The 22,301-nt window shown below is 68.7% G+C and carries 26 protein-coding genes; 15 read left to right on the top strand and 11 right to left on the bottom strand.

The annotated features are described in order from the left end of the window. Positions 1 to 17 precede the first annotated feature (17 nt). Both Ate02nite_RS32510 and Ate02nite_RS32505 read left to right on the top strand, forming a co-directional pair. Positions 18 to 2,288 carry a helix-turn-helix domain-containing protein gene (locus Ate02nite_RS32510; protein ID WP_203811699.1) on the top strand — a complete coding sequence of 757 codons (2,271 nt, stop codon included), beginning with the start codon at positions 18 to 20 and terminating at the stop codon, positions 2,286 to 2,288. A 106-nt stretch (positions 2,289 to 2,394) separates the two neighbouring features. Then, entirely contained in the window at positions 2,395 to 3,216 is an 822-nt protein-coding gene (locus Ate02nite_RS32505) for an alpha/beta fold hydrolase (protein ID WP_203811698.1), read from the top strand. A gap of 45 nt (positions 3,217 to 3,261) precedes the next feature. Here Ate02nite_RS32505 and Ate02nite_RS32500 read toward each other — a convergent pair whose 3' ends face one another. Next, positions 3,262 to 5,013 carry a thiamine pyrophosphate-dependent enzyme gene (locus Ate02nite_RS32500; protein ID WP_203811697.1) on the bottom strand — a complete coding sequence of 584 codons (1,752 nt, stop codon included), beginning with the start codon at positions 5,011 to 5,013 and terminating at the stop codon, positions 3,262 to 3,264. 71 nt (positions 5,014 to 5,084) lie between these two features. On the opposite strand from Ate02nite_RS32500, the gene Ate02nite_RS32495 reads away from it, so the two are divergent. Continuing rightward, positions 5,085 to 6,038, top strand: coding sequence for an alpha/beta hydrolase (locus Ate02nite_RS32495; RefSeq protein ID WP_203811696.1), 954 nt, complete (start codon positions 5,085 to 5,087; stop codon positions 6,036 to 6,038). 428 nt (positions 6,039 to 6,466) lie between these two features. Here Ate02nite_RS32495 and Ate02nite_RS32490 read toward each other — a convergent pair whose 3' ends face one another. From Ate02nite_RS32490 to Ate02nite_RS32465, 6 genes are all read right to left on the bottom strand, one after another. Then, positions 6,467 to 7,234 carry a hypothetical protein gene (locus Ate02nite_RS32490; RefSeq protein ID WP_203811695.1) on the bottom strand — a complete coding sequence of 256 codons (768 nt, stop codon included), beginning with the start codon at positions 7,232 to 7,234 and terminating at the stop codon, positions 6,467 to 6,469. Positions 7,235 to 7,267: 33 nt separating this feature from the next. Next, on the bottom strand, positions 7,268 to 8,779 hold the full coding sequence (locus tag Ate02nite_RS32485; protein ID WP_203811694.1) for an MFS transporter: 1,512 nt from the start codon (positions 8,777 to 8,779) through the stop codon (positions 7,268 to 7,270). Beyond that, positions 8,769 to 9,458, bottom strand: a complete 690-nt coding sequence (locus Ate02nite_RS32480; RefSeq protein WP_203811693.1) for an LppX_LprAFG lipoprotein — start codon at positions 9,456 to 9,458, stop codon at positions 8,769 to 8,771. The genes Ate02nite_RS32485 and Ate02nite_RS32480 overlap by 11 nt, the downstream gene beginning before the upstream one ends. A 39-nt stretch (positions 9,459 to 9,497) precedes the next feature. After that, positions 9,498 to 10,091 carry an immunity protein CdiI family protein gene (locus Ate02nite_RS32475; RefSeq protein ID WP_203811692.1) on the bottom strand — a complete coding sequence of 198 codons (594 nt, stop codon included), beginning with the start codon at positions 10,089 to 10,091 and terminating at the stop codon, positions 9,498 to 9,500. Positions 10,092 to 10,249: 158 nt separating this feature from the next. Then, positions 10,250 to 10,753, bottom strand: a complete 504-nt coding sequence (locus Ate02nite_RS32470) for a tetratricopeptide repeat protein (RefSeq protein ID WP_203811691.1) — start codon at positions 10,751 to 10,753, stop codon at positions 10,250 to 10,252. 5 nt (positions 10,754 to 10,758) lie between these two features. Further along, positions 10,759 to 11,199, bottom strand: a complete 441-nt coding sequence (locus Ate02nite_RS32465; RefSeq protein ID WP_203811690.1) for an OsmC family protein — start codon at positions 11,197 to 11,199, stop codon at positions 10,759 to 10,761. A gap of 132 nt (positions 11,200 to 11,331) precedes the next feature. On the opposite strand from Ate02nite_RS32465, the gene Ate02nite_RS49555 reads away from it, so the two are divergent. Further along, the gene (locus Ate02nite_RS49555; protein ID WP_275422976.1) at positions 11,332 to 11,457 is read left to right on the top strand and encodes a hypothetical protein; all 126 of its coding nucleotides are present in this window, start codon (positions 11,332 to 11,334) and stop codon (positions 11,455 to 11,457) included. 118 nt (positions 11,458 to 11,575) lie between these two features. Beyond that, positions 11,576 to 12,091 (top strand): DUF8189 domain-containing protein, encoded by a 516-nt coding sequence (locus tag Ate02nite_RS32460; RefSeq protein ID WP_203811689.1) that lies wholly within the window; start codon positions 11,576 to 11,578, stop codon positions 12,089 to 12,091. A 152-nt stretch (positions 12,092 to 12,243) separates the two neighbouring features. Here the strand turns inward: Ate02nite_RS32460 and Ate02nite_RS32455 are convergent, their stop codons facing one another. Beyond that, the gene (locus tag Ate02nite_RS32455; protein WP_239147874.1) at positions 12,244 to 12,603 is read right to left on the bottom strand and encodes a hypothetical protein; all 360 of its coding nucleotides are present in this window, start codon (positions 12,601 to 12,603) and stop codon (positions 12,244 to 12,246) included. Between the two features lie 176 nt (positions 12,604 to 12,779). Between Ate02nite_RS32455 and Ate02nite_RS32450 the strand changes: the two genes are divergently transcribed. The 5 genes from Ate02nite_RS32450 to Ate02nite_RS32435 all read left to right on the top strand — a co-directional run bounded on the left by Ate02nite_RS32450 (position 12,780) and on the right by Ate02nite_RS32435 (position 14,849). Beyond that, the gene (locus tag Ate02nite_RS32450; RefSeq protein WP_239147873.1) at positions 12,780 to 13,349 is read left to right on the top strand and encodes a hypothetical protein; all 570 of its coding nucleotides are present in this window, start codon (positions 12,780 to 12,782) and stop codon (positions 13,347 to 13,349) included. 54 nt (positions 13,350 to 13,403) lie between these two features. Beyond that, on the top strand, positions 13,404 to 13,616 hold the full coding sequence (locus tag Ate02nite_RS49095; RefSeq protein WP_239147872.1) for a hypothetical protein: 213 nt from the start codon (positions 13,404 to 13,406) through the stop codon (positions 13,614 to 13,616). After that, positions 13,609 to 13,986, top strand: a complete 378-nt coding sequence (locus tag Ate02nite_RS32445; protein ID WP_239147871.1) for an Mth938-like domain-containing protein — start codon at positions 13,609 to 13,611, stop codon at positions 13,984 to 13,986. The genes Ate02nite_RS49095 and Ate02nite_RS32445 overlap by 8 nt, the downstream gene beginning before the upstream one ends. Positions 13,987 to 14,067: 81 nt before the next feature. Beyond that, complete coding sequence (locus Ate02nite_RS32440; RefSeq protein WP_203811687.1) at positions 14,068 to 14,421, top strand: hypothetical protein; 354 nt, start codon at positions 14,068 to 14,070, stop codon at positions 14,419 to 14,421. 77 nt (positions 14,422 to 14,498) lie between these two features. Then, a complete protein-coding gene (locus Ate02nite_RS32435; RefSeq protein WP_203811686.1) occupies positions 14,499 to 14,849 on the top strand; it encodes a hypothetical protein in 351 nt (116 codons plus the stop codon). 193 nt (positions 14,850 to 15,042) lie between these two features. Here the strand turns inward: Ate02nite_RS32435 and Ate02nite_RS32430 are convergent, their stop codons facing one another. Next, positions 15,043 to 15,474, bottom strand: a complete 432-nt coding sequence (locus tag Ate02nite_RS32430; protein ID WP_203811685.1) for a DUF4259 domain-containing protein — start codon at positions 15,472 to 15,474, stop codon at positions 15,043 to 15,045. 792 nt (positions 15,475 to 16,266) lie between these two features. On the opposite strand from Ate02nite_RS32430, the gene Ate02nite_RS49875 reads away from it, so the two are divergent. Beyond that, the gene (locus tag Ate02nite_RS49875; RefSeq protein ID WP_354263005.1) at positions 16,267 to 16,812 is read left to right on the top strand and encodes a P-loop nucleotide/nucleoside kinase family protein; all 546 of its coding nucleotides are present in this window, start codon (positions 16,267 to 16,269) and stop codon (positions 16,810 to 16,812) included. 590 nt (positions 16,813 to 17,402) lie between these two features. Here Ate02nite_RS49875 and Ate02nite_RS32420 read toward each other — a convergent pair. Next, positions 17,403 to 18,296, bottom strand: coding sequence for an alpha/beta hydrolase family protein (locus tag Ate02nite_RS32420; protein ID WP_203811683.1), 894 nt, complete (start codon positions 18,294 to 18,296; stop codon positions 17,403 to 17,405). A 126-nt stretch (positions 18,297 to 18,422) separates the two neighbouring features. Here Ate02nite_RS32420 and Ate02nite_RS32415 point away from each other — a divergent pair, with 126 nt between their 5' ends. The 4 genes from Ate02nite_RS32415 to Ate02nite_RS32400 all read left to right on the top strand — a co-directional run bounded on the left by Ate02nite_RS32415 (position 18,423) and on the right by Ate02nite_RS32400 (position 20,490). Next, positions 18,423 to 19,001: a TetR/AcrR family transcriptional regulator gene (locus Ate02nite_RS32415; RefSeq protein ID WP_203811682.1), complete on the top strand. Its 579-nt coding sequence runs from the start codon at positions 18,423 to 18,425 to the stop codon at positions 18,999 to 19,001. Positions 19,002 to 19,062: 61 nt separating this feature from the next. After that, positions 19,063 to 19,431, top strand: a complete 369-nt coding sequence (locus tag Ate02nite_RS32410) for a PadR family transcriptional regulator (RefSeq protein ID WP_203811681.1) — start codon at positions 19,063 to 19,065, stop codon at positions 19,429 to 19,431. Beyond that, positions 19,428 to 20,078 (top strand): hypothetical protein, encoded by a 651-nt coding sequence (locus tag Ate02nite_RS32405; RefSeq protein WP_203811680.1) that lies wholly within the window; start codon positions 19,428 to 19,430, stop codon positions 20,076 to 20,078. The genes Ate02nite_RS32410 and Ate02nite_RS32405 overlap by 4 nt, the downstream gene beginning before the upstream one ends. Before the next feature lie 4 nt (positions 20,079 to 20,082). Then, positions 20,083 to 20,490, top strand: a complete 408-nt coding sequence (locus Ate02nite_RS32400; RefSeq protein WP_203811679.1) for a VOC family protein — start codon at positions 20,083 to 20,085, stop codon at positions 20,488 to 20,490. Between the two features lie 413 nt (positions 20,491 to 20,903). Here the strand turns inward: Ate02nite_RS32400 and Ate02nite_RS32395 are convergent, their stop codons facing one another. Next, the gene (locus Ate02nite_RS32395; RefSeq protein WP_203811678.1) at positions 20,904 to 21,593 is read right to left on the bottom strand and encodes a DUF6082 family protein; all 690 of its coding nucleotides are present in this window, start codon (positions 21,591 to 21,593) and stop codon (positions 20,904 to 20,906) included. Between the last annotated feature and the right edge of the window lie 708 nt (positions 21,594 to 22,301).

Genomic DNA, 22,301 nt, shown 5'->3' with positions numbered 1-22,301 from the left:
GTGAAAGGCTGGCGGCCATGGCGGAGGAGTTCCCGTTCGGTGCCCTGCTGCGCCAGTTCCGGTCGGCGGCCGACCTGACCCTGGAACAGCTGGCCCGGGCGTCCGGGGTCAGCGACCGGGCGATCAGCGACATGGAACGCGGCGTCAGCCGGGGGCCGCGGGTCCGCACGGTCGAGGCCATCGCCGACGGTCTCGCGCTGGCCGGCGACGACCGGGTCGCGCTGCTCGCGGCGGCCCGGGACGGCCGCGGTGCCGCCGGCACGCCGACCGCGAGCGGGCTGCCTCCGCCCCGGCGGGTCGACGACTTCACCGGGCGTACGGCCGAACTGGCCCAGGTGGCCGAGTGGCTCGGCGGCGCGACCGCCGGGACGCCGTCGCCGGTGGTGATGATCAGCGGGGCGCCCGGCGTCGGGAAGACCTCGTTCGCGGTCCGGGCGGCCCTGCTGCACGGCCCGGAGGAGCAGCTCTTCCTCGACCTGCGCGGCCTGGACGCCGAGCCGCTGACCCCGGTGGCGGTGCTGCACCGGCTGATCCGGGCGATCAGCCCCGAGCTACGGGTGGTGCCCCGGGACACCGACGAGGCGGCGGCGCTGTGGCACACCCTGATCCAGGGCCGGCCCCGGGTCCTGGTGCTGGACAACGCGATAAGCGAGAGCCAGGTACGCCGGGCGCTGCCACCGCGCGGCCCGGCCACCGTGCTGATCACCAGCCGCCGGACGCTCGGCGGCCTCGAGGGGGTGCGCCGGCTGCGGCTCGACCCGCTGCCGGAGGACGACGCGGTGGCTCTGCTCGCCGCCATCGTCGAGCAGGGCACCGCCGCCCCCGAGGCCAGCCTGCGGCGGATCGCCGAGCTTTGCGTGAACGTGCCGCTGGCGTTGCGGATCGCCGGCAACCGGCTGGTCAGCCGGCCCGGCTGGACGGTCGACGACCTGATCGCCCGGCTCGGCGCCGAGGAACGCCGGATCGACGCGCTGACCGCCGGCGACCTGCAGATCAGGGCCGCGTTCACGCTGTCCTACCAGCAGCTGTCGGCCGAGGCCCGGCGGTTGTTCCGGCGCCTCGCCCTGGTGCCGGGCTCGTCGACCGGGGTCGAGTTGGCCAGCGTGCTGGCCGAGGAGCCGGTGCCGGTCACCGAGGAAGCCCTGGACGAGCTCGTCGACCTGAGCCTGCTCGAACAGCGCGCCGACGGCCGGCTCGCCTTCCACGACCTCCTTCGCCTGTACGCCGAGGGCGAGCTCAGCCGGGAGGAGGCGGCCGCCGACCGGGCCGCCGCCGGCCGCCGCCGGGACGACTGGCTGCTGGACACCGCCGTCGCGGCCGGCCGCTGTTTCGAGCCGGGCCACGGCCTGACCGCCGCCAAAGCCGCGACCGTGGTCGAGATCACCTCGTCCGACGAGGCCGACGCCTGGCTGCGCGCCGAGGCGGAAAATTGGCTCCCGGCCCTGCACCAGGCGGCCACCGAAGGCGAGGACCAGCGGGTCATCGACGTGGCCGAGTCGCTTCATTGGTACTCCGACAGCTGGCCGATGTGGCCGCACTGGACCGAGGTCTTCGGCCTGTCCACCCGGGCCGCCGAACGACTGGCCGACGACCGGCTGCGGGCCGAGCACCTGGGCTATCTCGCCTGGGTGCAGATCGTCTGCCTGAACAAACCGGAAGAAGGCCTGGAGTACGCCCGGGAGGCGCTCGACAGCGCCGTCCGCTCCGGCGATCGGCGACAGATCGGCTGGGCCGCCTACTACGTCGGCTGGGCGCTCAGCCTCCAGGAGCGCTGGCCCGAGGTGATCGAGTACGCCTCGCGGGCCGAGGACGACCTGCGGGCCGCCGACGACCGGGAGGGCGTGCCCAACTCGCTCATCCTGCGCGGCCTGGGGCTGCACGGCGCCGGCCGGTTCGACGAGGCGATCCCGGTCTTCGAACGGGCCATCGTGCGGCTGACCGACCCGGCCACCGCCCCACCGGAGTACATCGCGAAGTTCGCCGAGGTGACCGCCCGGGCCTTCCTCGCCGACCTGGAGATCGACCTGAAACGCTGGCCGGCCGCCCTGGCCCGGTGCAGCGACGGGATCGCGGCGGTCGAACGATCCGGCGAGGCCTCGGTCCGGATGATCGCCGCGCTGTCCCGGCGTGCGTTGGTGCACGCCCACCTGGGCGATGCCGCCGCGGCCCAGGCCGACCTGGCGTCGCTGCGGGCGCTGCAGGAGAAAGCGGGCGAGGCAGCGACGGTCACCGGGCGGATCGCCGAACGGGTCGCCGAGGTCGAGCGCCTAGCTGCGCGTCATCGGTAGGTCGACTGGTCGCCCGGCCGGGCAGTAAACCGGCCGATGCCACGGCCGCGGGGCGGCGGGAGTCTCGGAGCAGAAAGTTGTTCCGGGCGACCTGAAGGAGCCTCCCATGCCTTACCTCACCACCGCCGACGGCGCCGAGATCTTCTACAAGGACTGGGGCACTGGTCAGCCGATCATCTTCAGCCACGGCTGGCCGCTGAACAGCGACGCGTGGGACGTCGAGATGAAGCTGGCCGCCGACAACGGTTTCCGGGCCATCGCGCACGACCGCCGCGGGCACGGCCGGTCGACGTCGACCTACACCGGCAACGACATGGACACTTACGCGGCCGACCTGGCGGCGCTTGTCGACGCGCTCAACCTGACCGACATCATCCTGGTCGGCCACTCGACCGGCGGCGGCGAGGTCGTCCGGTTCGCGGCCCAGCACGGCGCCGGCCGGGTCGTGAAGATCGCCACCGCCGGTGCGGTCCCGCCGGTCATGGTCAAGTCGGACACCAACCCCGAGGGCACCCCGATCGAGGTGTTCGACAGCATCCGGGCCGGTGTCCTGGCCGACCGCTCGCAGTTCTACCAGGACCTGTCGGCGCAGTTCTTCGGCACCAACCGGGAAGGCTCGACCATCTCCCAGGGCCAGCGCGACCAGTTCTGGCGGCAGGGCATGCAGGTCGGCCTGGCCGCCGCTTACGACTGCGTGAAGGCGTTCTCGGAAACCGACTTCACCGAGGACCTCAAGGCGCTGGACGTGCCGATCTTCATCGCCCAGGGCGCGGACGACCAGATCGTGCCGATCGACGACGCCGCGATGAAGTCGATCAACCTGGTCAAGAACGGCACCCTCAAGGTCTACCCGGGCGCACCGCACGGCATCGCCGGCAGCTACCAGCAGGAACTGGACAAGGACCTGCTCGAGTTCTGGCTGAGCTGATCTTTCCGAAGGCCGGCGGCGGCTGCCGCCGGCCTTCGCCGTGGTTCAGGGGCGCGGGATGTTGCGGACGTTGGTCTCGGCCAGCCGCAACACCTCGCCGACCCCGCCGGACAGCACGGTCTTGCCCAGCGCCAGCGCGAAACCGCGGGCCTCGGCCACCGTCACGTGCGACGGAACCTCGAGCGCGTCCTTGGTGGTGACCACGTCCAGCAGCGCCGGGCCGTCGTGCGCGAGGATCTCGGCGACGGCAGCCCGCAGGTCGGCCGGATCGGTCACCCGGCGGGTGTGGAAGCCCATCGGCGCCGCGATCGCCGCGTAGTCCACCGCGTCGTGGTCGGTCTCGAACGGCGGGTCGCCGGCCACCAGCATCTCCAGCCGGACCATGCCGAGGCTGGAGTTGTTGAAGACCACGATCTTCGTGGGCAGGGCGTGCGTCTTGACCGTGAGCAGCTCGCCCAGCAGCATCGCGAGGCCGCCGTCGCCGGAGAACGAGATCACCTGCCGGCCGGGCTGCGCGACCTGTGCGCCGATCGCCATCGGCAGGGCGTTGGCCATCGAGCCGTGCACGAACGAGCCGAGCACCCGGCGCCGGCCGTTCGGGGTCAGGTAGCGGGCCGCCCAGGTGCAGCACATGCCGGTGTCCACGGTGAAGACGGCGTCCAGGTCGGCGAGCTCGTCGACCACCGCGGCCAGGTACTCCGGGTGGATCGGCGTCTGCTGGTGCTTGGCCCGGCTGTACGTGTCGACGCTGTGCCGCAGGCTGCGGGCGGTCCGGTGCAGCATGTCGTCCAGGAAGGACCGGTCATCGCGGGTCTTCACCAGCGGCAGCAGCGCGCGCAGCGTCTCGCCGACGTCGGCCGCGAGGCCCTGCACCAGCGGCGTGCGGCGGCCCAGCCGGGCCGGGTCGAGGTCGATCTGCACGGTGTCCCGGCCGGGCAGGAAGTCGTCGTACGGGAAGTCGGTGCCCAGCAGCAGCACCAGATCGGCCTCGTGCAGCGCGTGGTAGCAGGCCCCGTACCCGAGCAGCCCGGTCATCCCCACGTCGTACGGGTTGTCGTACTGCAGCAAGTCCTTGCCCCGCAGGGTGTGCCCGACCGGCGCCTTCAGCTTCCCGGCCAGCGCCAGCACCTCGTCCCGCGCGCCGGTGCAGCCGATCCCGCCGAAGATGGCGACCGACCCGGCCGCGTCGATCCGGGCCGCGAGCTCCCGCAGGCTCTCGGGCGTCGGCGCGGGTTTCGGCCGGGCGGTCACCGTGGCGCTGTGCCCCGGGCGGCCCGGGCTGTCCTGCGCCAGCACATCACCGGGCAGCACCAGCACGGCCGCACCGGACCTGCCGACCGCGTTCTGGACCGCGAGCCGGGTGCACCGGCTCAGCTGCTCCGGGATCGACACCGTCTCGCAGTAGTGGCTGGCCTGCTCGAACAGCTCCTGCGGCCGGGTCTCCTGGAAGAAGCCGGAACCGATCTGCCGGGTGGCGATGTGCGAGGCGAGTGCGAGCACCGGCGCGCCGGACCGGTGGGCGTCCATCACGCCCTGGATCAGGTGCGTGTTGCCCGGCCCGCAACTGCCCGCGCACACCGCCAGCTTCCCGGTGAGCTGGGCCTCGGCCGAGGCGGCGAAGGCGGCGCTCTCCTCGTTGTGCACGTGCACCCAGTCGAGGCCGCCGGCCGCCGAGCCACCGCTGCGGCGGACGGCATCGCTCAGGGCGTTGAGGCTGTCGCCGACCAGCCCGTAGATCCGGGTGACCCCGGCACCGACCAGCAGGCTTACAAGATCATCTGCGACGCTGTTTCCCATGGTCCGAGCGTGCTGTCCGCCGGGCCGGGCAGCATCGGTCGATCTACTGGCCGACCGGTACGCTGGGGTGTATGCCCAGCTCGGACGACGTCTTCCTCCACCCGGCCGTGCGCCGGCTGGTCGAGGCCTCGGCCGGCCCGCCCTACCTGCACGAGATCGGCCCGGCCGACGGCCGGCAGGCGCTGCTCGAGTCGCAGGGCCCGCCACCGGACGACCCGGCCGTCACCGCCGAGTTCCGGGTGGCGCCGGTCGGCCCGTCCGGCCTGGTCGGCTACTGGTTCTTCAAACCGGCCGCCGCGACCGGGCCGCTGGCCGCCGTCCTCTACGTGCACGGCGGCCGCTGGATGATCGGCGACGTGCAGACCCACGGGCGCCTGATCCACGACCTCACCGTGCTGACCGGCCAGGCGCTGATCGTCCCCGAGTACACCCGCACCCCCGAGGCGCGCTATCCGGTCGCCGTCGAGGAGATCTACGCGCTGCTCGTCTGGGTCGCCGAGACCGCCGCCGACCTGGGCGTCGATCCCGGCCGGCTGGCGGTGGCCGGCGACTGCGCGGGCGCCACGATGGCCGCCGCGCTGACCCTGCTGGCCAAGCGGCGCAGCGGCCCGCCGATCCGGGCCCAGCTGCTCTACTACCCGATCCTCGACTCCCGGTGCGAGCTGCCGTCGCACCGCGAGTTCGGCATCGGCTACCTGCTCACTCACGAGGCCGTCCGGTGGTACTGGCAGCAGTACAGCACCGACCCGCGGGCCCTGGCCGAGCCGGCCGCCTCGCCGCTGCGCGCCACCATCGACGAGCTGACCGGCTTGCCGCCGGCCCTGATCATCACGGCCGAGGCCGACCCGGTCCGAGACGACGGCGAGGCGTACGCGGCCCGCCTGCGCGACGCCGGCGGGGAAGCCGTCGCCGTCCGCTATCCCGGCACGGTCCACGACTTCGTGTCGCTGACCGCCCTGCGCTCGATTCCCGCGGCCCGCGACGCCATCCGGCAGGGCGCCGCCTTCCTCGCGGAACACCTCTAAACACCTTCCGCACTCGAGCCTGGCGTTTCGTCCGGAAAGAGCAAATCCTTATCCGTACGCGCCGGCCCACTCCCGTGGCACTCGGTCCCGGTAGGTGCATCTCACCCTCCGCGCGCCCGCTGCGGGCGGTCCCGACCCAAGACCTCAACCCCCGACCCGACCCGCCGGCAGGCGACGGCTCGCCGACGTTGAAGACTTACCGCTCGGGGCGAACCGGATCTCCGCAAGATCGCGCGCTTACCCGAGGTGCGCAGAGCAGCGCGTATAGGTGAGCAGAGCAAAGCCCTCGGGGTAGGTGTCCGGTTGCGCGAGAGACGCGGCACGCGCCGGTGATGCACGGTGGTCGCGCGGTGGCGGCGGTCGGGGGGAATTGCGGTTGTTGCACGGTGTCGCCCGTACCGGCAAAGGGTTTGATCCTGAAAGGGTGTCTAGCGTGCGCAGCCGATTCGTTCGGCCGAGAGGGCGATGTCGTCCATCCAGAGGTCGAACTGGCCCGGGGTCGGGCCGGGCTGGTAGAGCTGCCAGCCGATTTTGACGGTGTTGACGGCCGGCAGGATGAATGGCACCGCGTTGCCGCCGTGGTCGGTGGTGGAGGCGGTCAGCTCGGGGTTGGCCACCCCGTCGATCCACACCGAGATGCGGTTGCCGGCCGGTTCCCAGGACCATTCGAAGCACTGCCAGGTGTCCTCGGTGACCGGGGCGGACTCGCGCCAGTTGGTCCAGTCGCCGGTCGGCCCGCCGTCGGCGCCGACGCCCCAGAACGTGCCCGGTACGGTCGGCGCGTACTGGCCGCCGATCGGCCGGACCACCTCCGAGCTGCCGGTGCCGGTCGCCTCCACCAGGGTGAAGTGCGCCCAGTTCGGGGCGGTGGGGAAGGCGTCCACGCGCAGCCGCAGCCGGCCGTAGAAGCGGTTGCCCGGCGCGGCGAAGTCGTCGACCCGCAGGAAGGCGCGCCCGTTCCCGGCCGTGTGCAGGTGCAGGACCCGGTCGCCGCGGCGACCGCGTTCGACCGACAGGGTGCCGTTGCGGGTGTCGACGCCCCAGTTCAGCGTGCTGGGCCCGCCGGTCGGCAGCCGTTCGAAGTTCTCGCAGAAGAGCAGGTCACCCGCGCAGGAGTCGGGGCGGGCGGCGTCGGCCGGCCCGGCGGCGGCGCCGAGCAGCAGGACAGCGGTGAGGGTGGCGACGAGACGGTGCATGGTTCTCCTTCGGCTTGGGAGCGTTCCCAAGCGTCAGGATATCGGCATGCGTCGATCTGCTGGGCGGCCGGCCAGCAGCAGGCCGAGCAGCGCGCCTACGACGCAGAGGCCGGCCGTGACCAGGAAGATCTCCCGGTATTCGGTCTGCAGGGCGGCCTTCAGCGCCACCTCGTAGACGTCCATCCGGGCGCGGTATTCGGCCGGGTCGACGCCGAACGGCAGCGGGGTGTCCAGGTTCGCGGTCAGCGCCTGGAAGCGGTGCAGGCCCCACGCGGTCAGCGCGGCGACGCCGAGCAGCATGCCGACCATCCGGGACACCACCGCGGCGGCCGAGGCCACGCCGTGCCGGTCCGGCGGGCTTACCCGCAGCACGGCCGCGGCGAGCGGTGCGATGACCAGGCCGAGGCCCAGGCCGGCGATGACGAGGTCGACGTCGAGGCGGGGCAGGATTCCGGCGTAGCGGGCGGCGAGGACGTCGGTCGGCCAGTACGCGATCAGCGCGTACCCGCAAGCGGCCGTCAGCAGACCGATCAGGGTGACCAACCGCTCGCCCAGCCGGGCGAGCACCGCGCCACCGAGCACGGCACCGATCGGGAGCGCGATCAGGAAGCGGGTGAGCAGCAGCGTGCCGCCGAACGCGTCCCTGCCGAGCAGCGTCTGCGCGACCAGCTGGACGTCGACGAGCGTCACCATCAGGGCCGCGCCGGTGCAGAAACTCGCGCCGAGCGCGGCGACAAACGGCACCATGCTCACGCCGGCGGGATCGAACAGCTTGGTCCGGGCCCGCCCTTCCCACAAACCAAACACGACGAGTACGGCCACCGCGGCGCCGAGGGTGGCGGGTCCCCAGGAGGGGAGCACCGCGTGTTCCGGATCCGGGTTGTAGAGCCCGACGACGAGCAGCGCCAGGCCGGCCGCGAGCAGGATGCCGCCGAGCACGTCGACGCTCTTCTTCGCCGACCGGTCGCCGTTCTCCTTGGGCAGTGCGTAGAGCACGGCCACGGCGGCCAGCGCGGCCAGCGGGATGTTGATCCAGAAGATGCCGCGCCAGCCGATCAGCGCGGCGACCGCACCGCCGTAGATCGGGCCGAGCACGCTGCCGAGTTCCTGCGCGGCGCCGACCGCGCCGAGGGCGACCGCGCGCCGGTGCCGTTCCGTCCAGAGGTCGCCGGCCAGGGCCATCGTCACCGGCAGCAGCGCGCCACCGGCCAGCCCCTGCAGCCCACGCCCGGCCACCAGCCAGTGGATCGACTCGCCCGAGGCGGCGGTCATCGCCGACCCCGCCGCGAAACCGGCCAGGCAGGCCACGATGACCGCCCGGCGGCCGAGCCGGTCGGAGAGCGACCCGAGCAGCGGCATGCCCGCCACGTAACCCAGCAGGTAGCCGGTCACGATCGGGGTCGCGCGCTCGAGCCGGTTGAGCGGAATGTGCACGTCGCCGAGGATGTCGGTCAGAACGGTCACTACGACGTACGCGTCAAGGGCCGCAAGCAGAACGGTCGCGCCCCCGACGCTGATCGCCAGGCGCCTTTTGCTAAGGAGCACTGATCGTCACCGGTGCGTCAAACTCCTTGAACGTCACCGTGGCCGAGCCTCCCGACAGGGTGAAGGCGGCCTTGAGCAGTCGCTTGTCGGCGTTGGCGATCCAGAGCTTGGCCGGGATGCTGCCGGTAACGCCCGGGATCAGTCCGGCCAGGTCGGTGCCGGTCGTGGTGACCGCGACCCGCCAGGCGTCCTTGCCGTCGACGGCCTCGGAGGCCTCGGTGGTGGCGCCGGTGGCCGAGCTGAGCACCTTGGCGATGCCCCGGTCGGGGTCGAGAATGGCCGACGGGTCGTAGACGGTGGCGGCGAGGGTGAGCGGCAGCGTCTGGTAACCGCCGGTCGGCCCCTTCAGGTAGAGCTTGTCGCCGACGATCACGAACTCCAGCTCGACGGCCGCACCCGACTGATCGATCTGCGCGGTGCCCTTGGCGCTGCCCTCTTTGGTCAGCGTGCCCTCGGCGCGACGCAGGCTGAGCCCGGCGACCTCGCCCTCGGCGGTGATCAGGAACTGCGTGGTCTTGATCGCCTGCATCGCCGTGGCGGACTCTTTGACCAGCGTGTCGCCGGGCGGCAGGTCGGGCAACGACGCCGTGCTGCCGCCGGTCCTGGCCTTGTCAGGGGTGCACGCGACGAGCGCGAACAGAACAGCGGACAGCGCGAGAACAGCGCGGAGTCGGGACATGTTGCGAATGCTAGACCGGCACGCAAGTCATGTCGCCGTTCATTGGCTTCGTAGTGGCCGGTCGTCGTCGCCGTGGAAGTACCGGACGTCCAGGTCCGGAAGCTCCCGCTGCAGCTCGTGCGCGAGGGCCATCCCTTTCTCGGTCCACCCTTCGGAGGGCTCGGGAGTCGCCCACGTGTCGTTCCAGGCCCGCAGCCGCTGCACGAGCGAGGCGGAGACCCCAAGCTCACTCAGCTCGACCTGCCCACCGTCACCTCGGGGCCGGTCCCAGACTGGATCCCCGCCGCCGTACTCGGCCATCACGAGCAGCGCCTCCGGCTGGTAGTCCTTGCCCCGCACGGTTGCCGGGGGAAACGCTCGCCACTCCATCTCGAAGCCCCGCCGCCGCTTTCCCTCGATCAGCGCGAGCAGTTCGTCCAGCGCCTCACTGTCGCGGGCCAGTCCGACGAGATCACGTTCGCGTGCGAAGTCACCGGCCACCTGAAGCGCGTGCGGTCCGAGCAACTGGCCGACGCGGTCCTGCATGTAGGTCAGGACCTCATCGGGCACACGGTCGCGCAGGTAGGCGTCCTCCGCGATCAGCCACACCGACAGCGTCTCGAGCGCCTCGCCCACCTCCGGGTTTTCCTCCACCCTTGGATCCTGGCAGCGCCGTCCCGCGCGGACCGGTCAGATCGCGAAGTCGATGACCTCGGCGACGAAGGAAAGCAGCGCCGCGACCCCGATCAACTGCCAGAGCAATCTGACCCCTCCTGTGTCGAGCTTTCGAACCCAGGGCGCACTCCCGACGGTTAAGCGTCGAGCAGTTTGAGGGCGGCGATGGTCGAGGCGATGAGGCCGGCGTCGCCCTTGGCCTCACGCAGTCGCAGCGCCTCAGCGAGACAGGCACGCGCGAGATCCGGCTCACCGGCGTCGATATGGTGCTTGCCAAGATGCTGAAGGGCAAAGTCGACCCGGTCGGGCGCCTGCGCTTTCGCCAGGCGGAGCGCCCGGGAGTATTGCTCGGCGGCCGGGCCAAGGCGGCCCGCGTACCGATATGCGTCGCCGAGGTTGATCCGAGCCGCGACCTCAGCGGGTACGTCGTCGAGGCGCACCGAAATCGAGACCGCGCGCTCGAGCGTCTCGACCGCCTCGGCATACTCACCAAGCGCAACCAGAGCGACCCCGATCCGCCGCAACGCGCCTCGATCGCCGGTCGCCTGCAACTGCCCGACGGCTGCCCGCAGCGCTTCGGCGTCGACCGGCACCATCCGCTGATCGGCGTCGAGCGTGATCAGCTGCTCCACCGGGTTCATGCCGGCTAGCCGACGGGCGGCGGCGCGATGCGGGTGTCCACCGGACTGCCGAGCTCGACCGTCCGCGACACGGTGCAGAGCCGATCGTGCGACATCTTCGCCGCGCGCGGCAGTGCCTCCCGGGCAGCGTCCCCCGCGGCCCCTTCCGGAAACGTGACAAGCAGCTCGATAGCCAGGTTGACCAGCCGGTTGCCGCCACTCTCGTCCCGGACTTTGTCCCCGGTGACGTGAACGGAGAAGCTCTCCGGCTCGGCCCGCTTGCTGGTGATGTAGTCGATGTCGGCCCCCGTGCACCCACCAAGCGCGGCAAGCAGCAACTCAACCGGCGTGAATTCAGCCCCGTCCCCGACCCCGATGGTCATCGCACCGCCACGGTCGTTGCGCACCTCGTACTGCCCAAGGCTCGTACGCCGCAGGCTCACCGAACGCTGGGTCTTGTCCGCCATACCCTCGAACCTATCCCGCCCCGATCACGGACGTCCCGCGCCCTCGTTGCCGCTGATCAGAAGGTTGAAGCGGGAACTTGACGTGTTGACGGCGAAGATGATCATCTAGCCTCGCGCTACGGACGGGGGATCATGATCGGATCGTTGTTGCTCTGGCTGCTGGGGGTAGCCGTGCTGTACCGGGTGATCCGGACGGCCGTCGCCCACGGCATCGCCGACGCCGATGAAAAACGGCGTAAGGCCGCCAGCCGGCCGTAGTCCTCCGCTGACTCGGTTGCCGGTAGTTTGCCGGTCGCCTGCCTGGCACGCCTCCCCGCCGGATTCGACGATGCAACTACGCGCAGAACGCGCGAGCTGTCGAAACGGGGAGAAGCGAATGAGCCGATCTATCCGGCGGGCGTTGCTGGTAATCGCGATGGTGGCCACCGCGTTCGTGCTGGCGCCAACCGCCCCGGCCCAGGCCGGCAAATATTTGTACCTGGAGACCGCGGTCAACCTCGACGGCCGGTCGGAGTGGTTCTGGACCGACCGCGACATCGTCTATCACCAGTGGGCCTCCCGCGCCGGCATACAGCCGGACAGCGTGGTTCGCCCGCTGTCCGGCCAGAAGATCAGCAGCGGCGTAGGCGCCACCCACAACAACGACGGCCGCCTGGAAATCTTCGGCCGAGGCCAGGACGGCCAGCTATGGCACAACTGGCAGATCTGGCCAGGCGGCGACTGGTACGGCTGGGTCCCACTGAGCGGCCAGATCCAGTCCCACAGCTACCTGGGAGCCTGGTACGACGCAGGCACCAGCACCATCCGAGTCCAGGTGGTAGGCACCGACGGCTACTTGCACATCCTGCGCCAGCTGCACCCGGGTTGCTGCTGGAACACCGTCTGGGAATGAACCACACCCCGGCACCGGCGGCCCGCGCCGCCGGTGCCGCCACCCGGCGATCAGTCACCGGGACGCAAGCAGCGCAGGGCTGCCCGGCGGCACGGTAGGCCTGTCTGCCGAGTGCCGAGGCCGTTGGAGTCTGTCCGCGGCCTCAGAATTCGTCAGTTGCGGGGGCGGAGGCGGTTCTGTTGCGGGTCGAAGCAGACGAGACCTCGGTCGGCGGCCATGCGAGCGGCGATCGCGGACACTTCGTCGGCCATGCTGTAGCGCATCGCGAAGTAGATGATCGGCCCGGAAGCCTCGTTGATGAGCGGCCCGGCGGACCAGGGGCTGCTGTCGTCCTCGTCCTCCGTCAGATCGACCCACCTGGCGAGCAGAGCCGCGACATACTCGCGCATCGCCGGCGTCGGCGGAGTCGTCTCCGAGGATTCGATGAACTGGCGATACAACTGCTCAAACGCTTCGCCCGCGTCAATGTCCGCAGGACGTTCGCCCTCCCAGACCGCAAGGTCGTACGACACGTCATCTCGCTCTCGTTCAAACGCCAGGAGATTCCCGCAAGATCGTATCGATCTCGGTCTGGTTCGCGGGATGACGGCGGAAACGTTCAGCTCGGCAGATGTGTGCCCCGCGGGTAAGGCCGACCCCCGAGAGCAAACCAGAACGTCATTCCGGAGCCGCTCACTCGATGGTTGGCATGCGTTCCCCGGCCATGGAGAGTGGCTTCATGACGTGCATCGTCGGGATTTCAGACGGGCAGACCGTCACCATCGGTGGGGATTCGGCGGGGAGCGACGGGTGGCACGTTGCGGTGCGGTCGGATTCCAAGGTGTTTCAGGTGGGGCCATACCTGATGGGCTTCACGACCAGCTATCGGATGGGTCAACTTCTGCGCTACTCCCTGAACGTCAGCGAACCCGACACCTGGGACGTCGACCGGTTCATGGTGACCACCTTCATTGAGGCCGTCCGCGAGTGTCTCTCCACGGGCGGCTACGCGAGGACCGAGAACGGCCAGGAACAGGGTGGAAAATTTCTCGTCGGCATTCATGGTCGCCTCTATGTTGTCGACGACGACTATCAGATCGGGCACACGATCTCGGGTTATACCGCTGTCGGGTCCGGCTACCTGGTCGCCCTGGGGTCGCTGCACTCGACGGCCAGGTCGGCGGTCAGTAGCCGCCAACGTGCGGTGATGGCGCTCGAGGCGGCGGCCGAGCTGACCGAGGGCGTACGGCCGCCCTTCACCGTGGTGCAGTCGGAGTGAAAGTCGTCCGCGCCCACCATCCTGCGAGGGGTTGCGGCTGTCATCATCTCAGGCGTGCCGGACACGCTCTACGACTTCACCAAGTGCGAGAGACGGGCTGCGGCGCGCGCCTACCGGCAGCTGCCGCTTCGCGATCGGCGCGATGCCTTCCGGCAGGCCAGCCACGGTCAACCGCATCCGGACCCGGCGGTGGCCGCCGAGGAGGGCGCCCGACTGCCGCACCTGCGCCGACCGGACGGTCTCGGTGAACGGAGCTGCTGTGAGTGAGGACGCGAAACGATCCCCGAGGATTCTGGCCGTCGCATGGGGCCGTATCGAGGTTGAGAGCCTGGGAGTGGTCAAAGATGTCAAGCTCTACCCCGGCGGTGGCCGGGAGTGGGATTGGTCGGAGACGGGTACCCGCCATAGCCCTGGCATCCAGCCCGCCGACATCGAAGAGCTTCTCCTCCATGGTGCCGCGGCTGTCGTTTTGTCCCGGGGGATGGATCTACAACTTCAGGTCAGCCGGCTCACGCTTGAGTTTCTCGAGGAGAGGGACGTCAGGGCGTATGTCGCCGAGACAACCGAAGCGGTCCAGATCTACAACGAGCTAGCGGCGACCCAACTGGTCGGTGGACTGTTTCATTCGACCTGCTGATGCACCGAAGCCGGTTGGGGCTCAGCTCCGCGGCGGCAAATCCCGAGGCGCCCGGCGTCGCGGGGGAGGATCGTCGCCGCCGTGACTTTTCCTCTTGAGGAGCTGCCGTCGGCGCTCCAGGACCGGGCGTCGGTGTGGGCGGCGCTTGGATTGCGTCAGCACGTGCGGCCGGTGCACCCAAATCACGGAAAGGCGGTTACGGGCGTTGAGTTCGAGTCCGCTGAGTGGCTGGTGGAGGTCACGATCTGGAACAGCGGCGAAGCCGATCTCTCCACCGTGCGCCTGAGCGACGACCGAGTCGTCAACAAGACCTATGGATTGGCCGGTCTGGAGGACCTGAACGGGCTGCTCGACGAGCTGGTCCGATTGCTCACCCAAGATGAGCTCCCGCCGGAGGCCTTCGTCTACCAGTGGCCGGGGACGGCACACCAATAGGCGCGCTGGATCGTGAGCTATCGCTACCGCGCCCTCGAGCTGTGGACGCTGACCGTGGGGGCTCGTACCGTGCGCCTGTGGGATATTCGGTGTGGCCGTCAGGCCGTCTGCACCTTGCGGAAGCGGACGACGCCGCTGCTGTCGCCGTTGTCAAGGCGGCCTGGGCCATCCGGGATAGCGGCCTCGATCTGGAAAGATTTCCGCCGAGCGACACCCTGGCCGCCATCGCGTGGGTGGCAGCCGCCTCGATCACCCGTGACGGAGACTGGCTCGAGTTCGCTGACGACGCCGTGGGGGACCCGAAGTGGTCGGATCTGGCCACCGCCTTCTACGTCGCGATCTCGCCGTTCGTCCGCTCGGGCGTCGTCGAGGTGCAGGGCGAAGACGAGCGTTGGTCCTACACCTACGCCAGCGGGACGATCACCTAACAGGGCCGCAACGGCTGGGACGGTTCGGTCGAACCCTTCGGCGACTACGTTGAATGTTCTCCGCCGGACGAATCCCACCCGGTCAGTCTCCCCGCTGAGCTTGGTGTGTTGCTGCTCCTGGCCGGGACGGCACTGATCGCCGGGATTGCATTCTTCGTGGTAAAGGTGCTCTGAGGTTCTGCAGGCGATCGGCTTATCGATTGCTCTCCCGTTCCAGGACAACTCGGATGGTTTGCACCGACGCGAGCGCCTGCGGATACGACTCCGCTGCGTCCTCCCACAGTTCTCGCCACTCCGAGTTCTCCCCGACTATCCGGTCCAGGGCTCGCACTGCGATCGCGGGAATGTCGGGAGCTACCTCGACGGTCCCTCCTTCCAGGAGGAAATCGGGTGCGTAGGGGGTGCTGATCGCCGGTCCGTCTGGAAGCTGGGAGGCGACAATGGCCGCGGCGGCAATGGCCTCCACCGCAACGTCGCTGTCGAGGTAGTCGTCGCCGTGCTCGACAATCCGGCTCAGCGCACCCCGGATCAGCGCTGTTCGTTGGTCCGGGGTTGCCTCGTCCAGGTCGCCGCACCAGTCAGCGGCGGTGTCGTTGTCGAACGGCCCGACGTCCCACGTGCCCATGCTGGTTCTCCCGCTTCCCGACAAATCTCGACTCGCCGCGAGCCTATTGCCTGGTGACCGGGGGCCTACTGCCTATCCGCCCAGCCGGCAGCCCATCCCGTCCGAGCGGCACCAGCGTGGGCTGTCGCCGACTTCGCTCACCGCTCGGCGGTGACCACTCCGGCTGGGTCGTCGCCGGCGACTACCGCGGAGTTTCCCAGTCCTCCGCCGGTGCCAATCCGACGCAGGTCGGCGGAAACTACTACCGCAACGGCATGCCCGCCGGATACGTAACGCTGATCTTGGCCGTGGTAGCTGCCGCAGCAGTCGCGGTTCTGCTGGTCGCGTTGCGGTTCGCGCCGTCACCGACGCCAAATCCGACGCTGGTGAATTCCCCGGTCGTCACGACCTCGCCGGCCACCACTGCCGTGCCGGTGCAGGAGGATCTGCGCTACGACGTAACCGCCACGCGTAACCACGCTCGCGAGGCGAAGGTCAAAGCGACGGCGTACGGACAGCCCGAGCCGGGGCTGACGTACTGGTTCTTCGTCGACGTCGACTACGGCAAGCACTACGTCGAGTACTACCCGCGCCGTAAACTGACCGGCCGGACGACCTCGTTCGACATCGACCTGTCCGCCGACGCCGATCTGCAGTTTCCGCGGACCGGCCGGATCTACGGTCTCACCAGCGCGCAAAGCACCGAGGCGGCCGTCAGGCAGCAGCGGCAGGAGACCACGAAGAAGGAACTACTTCGACAAGGCGCCCGGCCAGCCGGCGTCAGATCCGGTGAAAATGCCGTTCTGATCGCGGATGCGCCGTTCGAGCACGGGGGTTTGCCGCATGGCGACGGTTTTGGTCTTCACCGGCCTCCCGGGGTCCGGAAAATCGACGCTGGCCGAGCGAGTAGCGCGAACGCTCGGCGCGCCGGTCTTCTCCGGCGATTGGCTGATGGGCGCACTGACGCCATCGGGCGTGCTCGACCATCTCGATCGGCCGGCCTATCTCGATGTTTACTACGGTCTCCTGCAGACTCTTATGGTCCGCCAGGTCATGCTGGATCAGTCAGCAATAGTTGACTGTTTGGTGGATGGTGACCGGGTAACTACATGGCGCGAGATAATCGCCCAACATGGTGCAAATCTCGTGATCGTTGAGTGTGCTTGCAGTGACGTGGCGCTTCATCGAAGCCGTGTTGAAGGCAGGAAGCGAGACATTCCCGGTTGGCACGAGGTTGACTGGGAACACGTAGAACGTATGCGTTCGGATTTTCCTCCACTTGCGACCGCTGACATCACCGTAGATTCAATAGATTCCGTCGAAACAAATTCGTCGATCGTGCTCAGCCTGCTCCAATGAGGCTCCTGGGCGAACGTCGGCGAAGGCCCGCTCGCTAGAGCCTCTGGCCGTGGCGGATGTCGCGCGGAGTCTGAGCAGGAGTTGCACCACGGGCTGGTCGGACTGGGTTCATGGCGAGCTGTGGCTGGGTGGCCTGGTTCGGCGGCGGCTCGTCATTTGGAGCACGTGGTCGGCGGAAGATTCGTGCATCCACGAGCCAGCAATCTGCGATTCTGGAAAATGGAGGTCAGGATGCGATTACTGCACCCTGACTGCAACCCGGCTACTCTTTAGGTGAATCTACTCGACGGTATTCTTTGTTGCGTGAGCGGGGTTCCTCCCTCTCATCACTTCTCGGAAGAGGAGTGTGTCAGGCGCTGGTTCTAACGATCGCCCCAGGACCGAAAAGATCAAGCTTGCAATTGTCAGCCTGCTGATCGTTCTGTTTGGTGTTGTAGGTCTAATCCTGGAGGGAGGATCGGCTATGGGAGCTAACGTAAGTAGTCACGCGTTTGTAGTCTCCTGCGTCGCGATCGTTCAGCGTCTGGCCAAAAATGCTGGACGCCACCGGATTCTGCGGGCCGCGCTGCCGGGCCAGCACGGCGAGCGGCTTACCGCTTGACGGTGACCAGTCCGGCTGGGTCGGGGGCGGCGATTTCGGTGTCCCAGGCGGTGGGGTTGAGGCCCAGCGCTGCCTGCAGGAACGCTGTTGAGGTTCGGCGGATCAGCTCCACCCGGGCCGGGCTCTCGTCGGTGGTGTCGGTTGACTTGTAGGCGTGGATGCCGCCCAACGAGTGCTGGCCGCCGAACAGGGTGACCAGGCCCTGGGCGCCGGGGCTCAAGCGGTAGACGTCGGTGAACCAGTCTGGGCCTCGGGTGGAGAGGGCCGACTGGTCGTCGTCGCCGGCGACTACCAAGGTTGGGGTTTTCAGCTGGGTGAAGTCGGGGCTCATGAAGGCGAAGTTCTCCCTCGCGAACGGGACCAGGTCGTCGCCGGCCAGGCCGGTTGTGGCCAGCAGGACTCCTGCTTTCACCCGGTGGTCGGTGCGGTCCTCGCCGGGGCGGCCGTCGGGGCCGATTACGCGGGCGCCCAGCAGCATGCCTACCGACTGGCCGCCCCACGAGTGGCCGGCGACCGCCAGGCGTGACGGGTCGACCCGGCCGGCCAGCCCGGGCACCTCGGCGACGATCGCGGCCAGGTCGTCGATGATGCGTTTGAGGTCGTCTATCCGCGTACGCCAGATGTTGGGGTATCGGGGGTCTGCGGGAGTCAGGCCCAGCGTTGCGGAATCCAGGAAGGTCGGCTGGACGACGACGAAACCGTTCGCGGCCCAGTGGTCGACCAGCGGGTCGTAGGAGTCCATCGCCTGGCCGTAACCGTGCGCGAAGACGATGACCGGCAGGCCGGAGCCGGCCGCCGGAGCGGAGACGCGCACCTGGAGGTCGTCGCCGCGGCCGGGCACGGGCAGCACGACGGGCTTGAGGGACAGGATCTGAGCAGGCATGGGAGTGTCCTTCGAGATAGCGAACCGGAGCAGCGCTCCGCTTCAACATACGGAGCGTTGTTCCGTTTTTCAAGGGCGGACCGGAGCCTTGCTCCGTTTTTGCCTGTGACGTGGAACAATCGCCGGATGGAGCCGAAGCGCCGTGCCGACGTCGAGCGGAACGAGCGCGCCCTGCTCGACGCGGCCGCGAAGGTTTTCGCCACCTCCGGCGTCGGTGCCACGGTCCGCGAGGTGGCCGCGGCGGCCGGCGTGGGCATGGGCACGCTCTACCGGCACTTCCCGACCCGGGCCGACCTGATGGTGGCGGTCTACCGGCACCAGATCGACGCGTGCGCCGAGGCCGGTCCCGCGCTGCTGGCCGCGGCCCCGACGCCGTTCGCCGCGCTGCTCGACTGGATCCACCTCTTCGTCGACTTCCTCGCCACCAAGCACGGCGTGGCCAAGGTGTGGCAGGGCGACGCCGCCGGCTACACGGCTCTGCATCAGTTATTCCTGGATCGCCTGGTCCCGGTCCTGTCCGATCTGCTGCACGCGGCGACCGCGTCCGGCGAGGTGGTGGCCGACATCAAGCCCTACGAGCTGATCCGAGCGGTCGGCGACCTGGTCGCCTGGACCGTTCAAGATCCCAATTACGACGTACGCCGAATCGTCACGCTCCTGATAACCGGCCTCCGGCAGCCCCAGCCCGAACGCCCGGCGAGCTAGCCGCAGCGACCGATCCTGACCACTATTGTGTGACACCTAATAGCTGGCTATTATGTGTCGCATGATAGCGGGCGAAGATCCAGACCGGCAGGCTCAGCTGCTGCGCGGTGCGCTCGACATGTGCCTGCTGGCGCTGCTCTCGGAGCAGCCCGCCCACGGCTACGAGCTGGTGCAGCGGGTCGGCGTGGCGGGCTTCCCGTCGGTGGGCTACGGCACGATCTATCCGCTGCTGACCCGCATGCGGCGGCTCGGCCTGGTCGCCCAGGAAGTGCAGAACAGCCCAGCCGGCCCCGACCGCAAGGTCTACGCGGTCACCGAGGCCGGGCGCGCCCGGCTCGCCGATTGGACCGCCCAGTGGAACGGATTCGTCGACGTCGTGGGCCGGGTCCTGGCCGGCGGCGTCCCCAGCGAAACGAGGAGCCAGCAATGACCGTCGACCAGGCGATCACCGCCGCCGCGCGGGAGTGGCGCAGGCTGGGCGTGCCCACCCGCGATCGTCAAACGCTAGCCGCCGACCTGCGCCTCGACCTGGAGGCGGCACTGGCCGACGGCGTGCCCGCCGACCAGCTGATCGACGGCGACGTAACCGTTTTCGCCCGCCGCCTGGTCGAGGAGTCCGGCGTGCGGCACATACCGCCACGCTACGGCCAGATCGTCGCGACCGCCCTGGCCGGCGCGGTGGTCGGCGCACTCGCCGGCGTGCTCGTCGTGGCGGGCGTCTACATGATCCTGGTGCGCCTGTTCAACCTGCCCGGCGACTTCAACGCCCCGGCACCGCTCGCGGCCGGCATCTACTACGGCGGCATCGGCCTGATAGCCCTGGCCGGTGCGGTGATCGGCGTACTGCTCCTGCTCCGCCACGTCCCCGCCATCGGCCGCACCGCCGCGGCAATCGCCGTGCTGACGCCACTGTGCGCCCTGGTCGTGGTCCCGCTGATCATGTTGTTCGCCCGAGCGACCGACTACAGCACCGAGATCGCAATAGTCCTGACCGAGGTGGCCCTGTCCATAATCGGCTTCGCCGCCGCAACCACCATGGCCCGCCGCTGGTCCCTGACCCACCGTCCGGAAAGCTGACGGCATGCGGCTTCGGATAGAGCTGTTCGTCGAGGACATGGATGTCAGCATCGGTTTCTACCGCGATCTGCTCGGGTTCCAGGTGGAACGACGCGACGAGGGCTACGCGAGCCTGCGCCAAGGCCAGGTCGTGCTCGGCCTAGGTCCGGTGGCGAAGCTGCCCGAGCAGGCGGAGGGCCAGGGATTCACCAGGCAGCGGCTGAGCGGCGACAAGGGCGCCGGCGTCGAGATCGTGCTGGAGCTGGACGACCTGGACACCCTCCAAACGTTCTACGAACGCTGCCAGCACCAGGCCACGATCAGCGAGCCGCTCAAGCTGCGCCACTGGGGCCTGCACGACTTCCGTCTAACCGACCCGGACGGCTACTACCTGCGGCTAACGCACGGCAACGCCGCGGGTCAATCCTGGTGACCTGTCGAAGCCTGGACTGACTTCTGCGGCCGGCAACGCACAACAGTAGGGCCCGGGAACACGTCCGAATGTATCTCGGGGTGTTAATGCTTTGCCGCCACCCCGCATGGGGTATTAATTACATCCGTGTCATCGTCACCAGACCTGAGTGGTGCCTTGCCTGCGGCGTCGATCAGCAGGCGGGTTGGACTTCCTCCCTCGGCACGCGGAAGCGCTACCAACTGCACCTGTCCCGACGTCTTCGAGCTGCAGGACGGCAACTTCGCGGTCGTCGGGACGGACCGAACAGCCGAACTCGTGGGACAACTTCCGGAGGACGCCGGAGTCGCGTCCTACGAAAGAATCGTCGTCATTACCCGAGACACGCTGCTCGCGGCCGCGAAGGACCTGCCGAGGTAGCGGGTGCTGGGTTGTCACTCAAGGCCAACTGTTGGTGATTGACTGACCGGCGAGATCGATTCGTTCTCGCCGGAGCAGGCGAGCACAGCCTCGTACTCTCGCCAGATCTCGTCCGCGACCGCGGCCAGGCTCGCTTCCTTGGTGTCCTGGACGTAAATGCTTTGCCGACTGCTGGTGGTCTTACCCCAAAAGGCGCGGACCTTGGGGCTGGCGAAGAGGAAACGCAGGTTGCTGACCAACTCCTCGCGGGTCGCGACACCGGTCGTGTACTGCAACCAAGCGTGCTGAAGCAGCAGGTTGGCGTACATGTGCTGGGACTGGGTCACGGAATCTTCCGGCGTGGTGCGCGGCCAGACCTCGGCCAGATGGGGATTGTCGATCGCCATCCGAGTCAGGGTGACGTGCAGGTGGCGCACCGAGATTTCCGTTTGCTGATCGCGCTGGCCCCGGGCGTGGGCCATCGAGGTGATGACGAGCGCCGCCACGGCAAGTGCGGCAACGACGGAATTGACCACCCCGAACGCCTGCCCCACGTCGCTCCACCGCGTCCAGGTGCTGTCGTCGCCGCTCTGCCCGATGAGGGCCACCATTCCCAGGCCCGCGGCCACCACGGCGGCGGTGAGGACCGCGGCCGCGCTTGCCACCCAGACCAGGGTCCTGCGAGGCGTGAGCGACCGGCCGGATACGGACTCGTCGACCCTCATCGGCTGGCCCCTTCTTCGCGGTGCCCGGGCGGGTCTCGCCGAGGCGCGTCGTCAAGTCGGTTGGGCAGGTACCGACTCTCATGTTTTAAGAAAGAGTGTGCGGGACGGGTGCACCCTTTGGTGAACCCCTGCAGATGAATGAAAAAATTGCGAAGAGTTGTGTCGCATTGCGACGTAGCAGGGTGCTACCGAGCAAATAGCAATGTGGCGCGCCATCGCCGATTCCGCCCGCTGCAATTTGCACATTATCTTGACACACAGGTCCACCACTAGGAACCGCACAGGCCGTGCATCCGCACAACGCATTTGCACGACCAGGGACTAGACACCTCAGCCACACGACCAAAGAATCAAGGTCAAAACTGCTCAACCGGCCGAGCCACACCCAACAGACCCCAGCACTTTGCCACAAACGAAACCCGCAAGATTTTTAAAGCCTTTGCCCAACCCCCCACCGAAACCACAACGGGTTTGACCGCAACCGGCAAGGAATGTTCCCAGGACCCACCACCCAGGCCGGCCTGCCAGAACAAACCGCCTGGCGTCCCCGCAGCGCGGCAGCCAGACCACAAAGTGGAAGGGGACCGCCGCCCCAGCCATGCACGAAGCTGCGAGGAACCAAAGTCCTGGCCGTAACGCCTCACCATGCAAGATTTGGGGCGGGGTGACCCAAGACAAGCAATAGATGCCCCACCGCTCGTCTTGGGT

The organism is Paractinoplanes tereljensis, assembly GCF_016862435.1.
In the GTDB taxonomy this organism is placed as follows: Bacteria; Actinomycetota; Actinomycetes; order Mycobacteriales; family Micromonosporaceae; genus Actinoplanes; species Actinoplanes tereljensis.
This window is presented reverse-complemented; position numbering and strand designations above follow the sequence as displayed.

Bases quoted from the DNA above. Each gene is read 5' to 3' on its own strand.
- Ate02nite_RS32510 (WP_203811699.1), top strand. From the start codon at position 18: ATGGCGGAGGAGTTCCCGTTCGGTGCCCTGCTGCGCCAGTTCCGGTCG.
- Ate02nite_RS32505 (WP_203811698.1), top strand. From the start codon at position 2,395: ATGCCTTACCTCACCACCGCCGACGGCGCCGAGATCTTCTACAAGGAC.
- Ate02nite_RS32500 (WP_203811697.1), bottom strand. From the start codon at position 5,013: ATGGGAAACAGCGTCGCAGATGATCTTGTAAGCCTGCTGGTCGGTGCC.
- Ate02nite_RS32495 (WP_203811696.1), top strand. From the start codon at position 5,085: ATGCCCAGCTCGGACGACGTCTTCCTCCACCCGGCCGTGCGCCGGCTG.
- Ate02nite_RS32490 (WP_203811695.1), bottom strand. From the start codon at position 7,234: ATGCACCGTCTCGTCGCCACCCTCACCGCTGTCCTGCTGCTCGGCGCC.
- Ate02nite_RS32480 (WP_203811693.1), bottom strand. From the start codon at position 9,458: ATGTCCCGACTCCGCGCTGTTCTCGCGCTGTCCGCTGTTCTGTTCGCG.
- Ate02nite_RS32470 (WP_203811691.1), bottom strand. From the start codon at position 10,753: ATGAACCCGGTGGAGCAGCTGATCACGCTCGACGCCGATCAGCGGATG.
- Ate02nite_RS32465 (WP_203811690.1), bottom strand. From the start codon at position 11,199: ATGGCGGACAAGACCCAGCGTTCGGTGAGCCTGCGGCGTACGAGCCTT.
- Ate02nite_RS49555 (WP_275422976.1), top strand. From the start codon at position 11,332: ATGATCGGATCGTTGTTGCTCTGGCTGCTGGGGGTAGCCGTGCTGTAC.
- Ate02nite_RS32460 (WP_203811689.1), top strand. From the start codon at position 11,576: ATGAGCCGATCTATCCGGCGGGCGTTGCTGGTAATCGCGATGGTGGCC.
- Ate02nite_RS32450 (WP_239147873.1), top strand. From the start codon at position 12,780: ATGCGTTCCCCGGCCATGGAGAGTGGCTTCATGACGTGCATCGTCGGG.
- Ate02nite_RS32430 (WP_203811685.1), bottom strand. From the start codon at position 15,474: ATGGGCACGTGGGACGTCGGGCCGTTCGACAACGACACCGCCGCTGAC.
- Ate02nite_RS49875 (WP_354263005.1), top strand. From the start codon at position 16,267: ATGCGCCGTTCGAGCACGGGGGTTTGCCGCATGGCGACGGTTTTGGTC.
- Ate02nite_RS32420 (WP_203811683.1), bottom strand. From the start codon at position 18,296: ATGCCTGCTCAGATCCTGTCCCTCAAGCCCGTCGTGCTGCCCGTGCCC.
- Ate02nite_RS32415 (WP_203811682.1), top strand. From the start codon at position 18,423: ATGGAGCCGAAGCGCCGTGCCGACGTCGAGCGGAACGAGCGCGCCCTG.
- Ate02nite_RS32410 (WP_203811681.1), top strand. From the start codon at position 19,063: ATGATAGCGGGCGAAGATCCAGACCGGCAGGCTCAGCTGCTGCGCGGT.
- Ate02nite_RS32405 (WP_203811680.1), top strand. From the start codon at position 19,428: ATGACCGTCGACCAGGCGATCACCGCCGCCGCGCGGGAGTGGCGCAGG.
- Ate02nite_RS32400 (WP_203811679.1), top strand. From the start codon at position 20,083: ATGCGGCTTCGGATAGAGCTGTTCGTCGAGGACATGGATGTCAGCATC.
- Ate02nite_RS32395 (WP_203811678.1), bottom strand. From the start codon at position 21,593: ATGAGGGTCGACGAGTCCGTATCCGGCCGGTCGCTCACGCCTCGCAGG.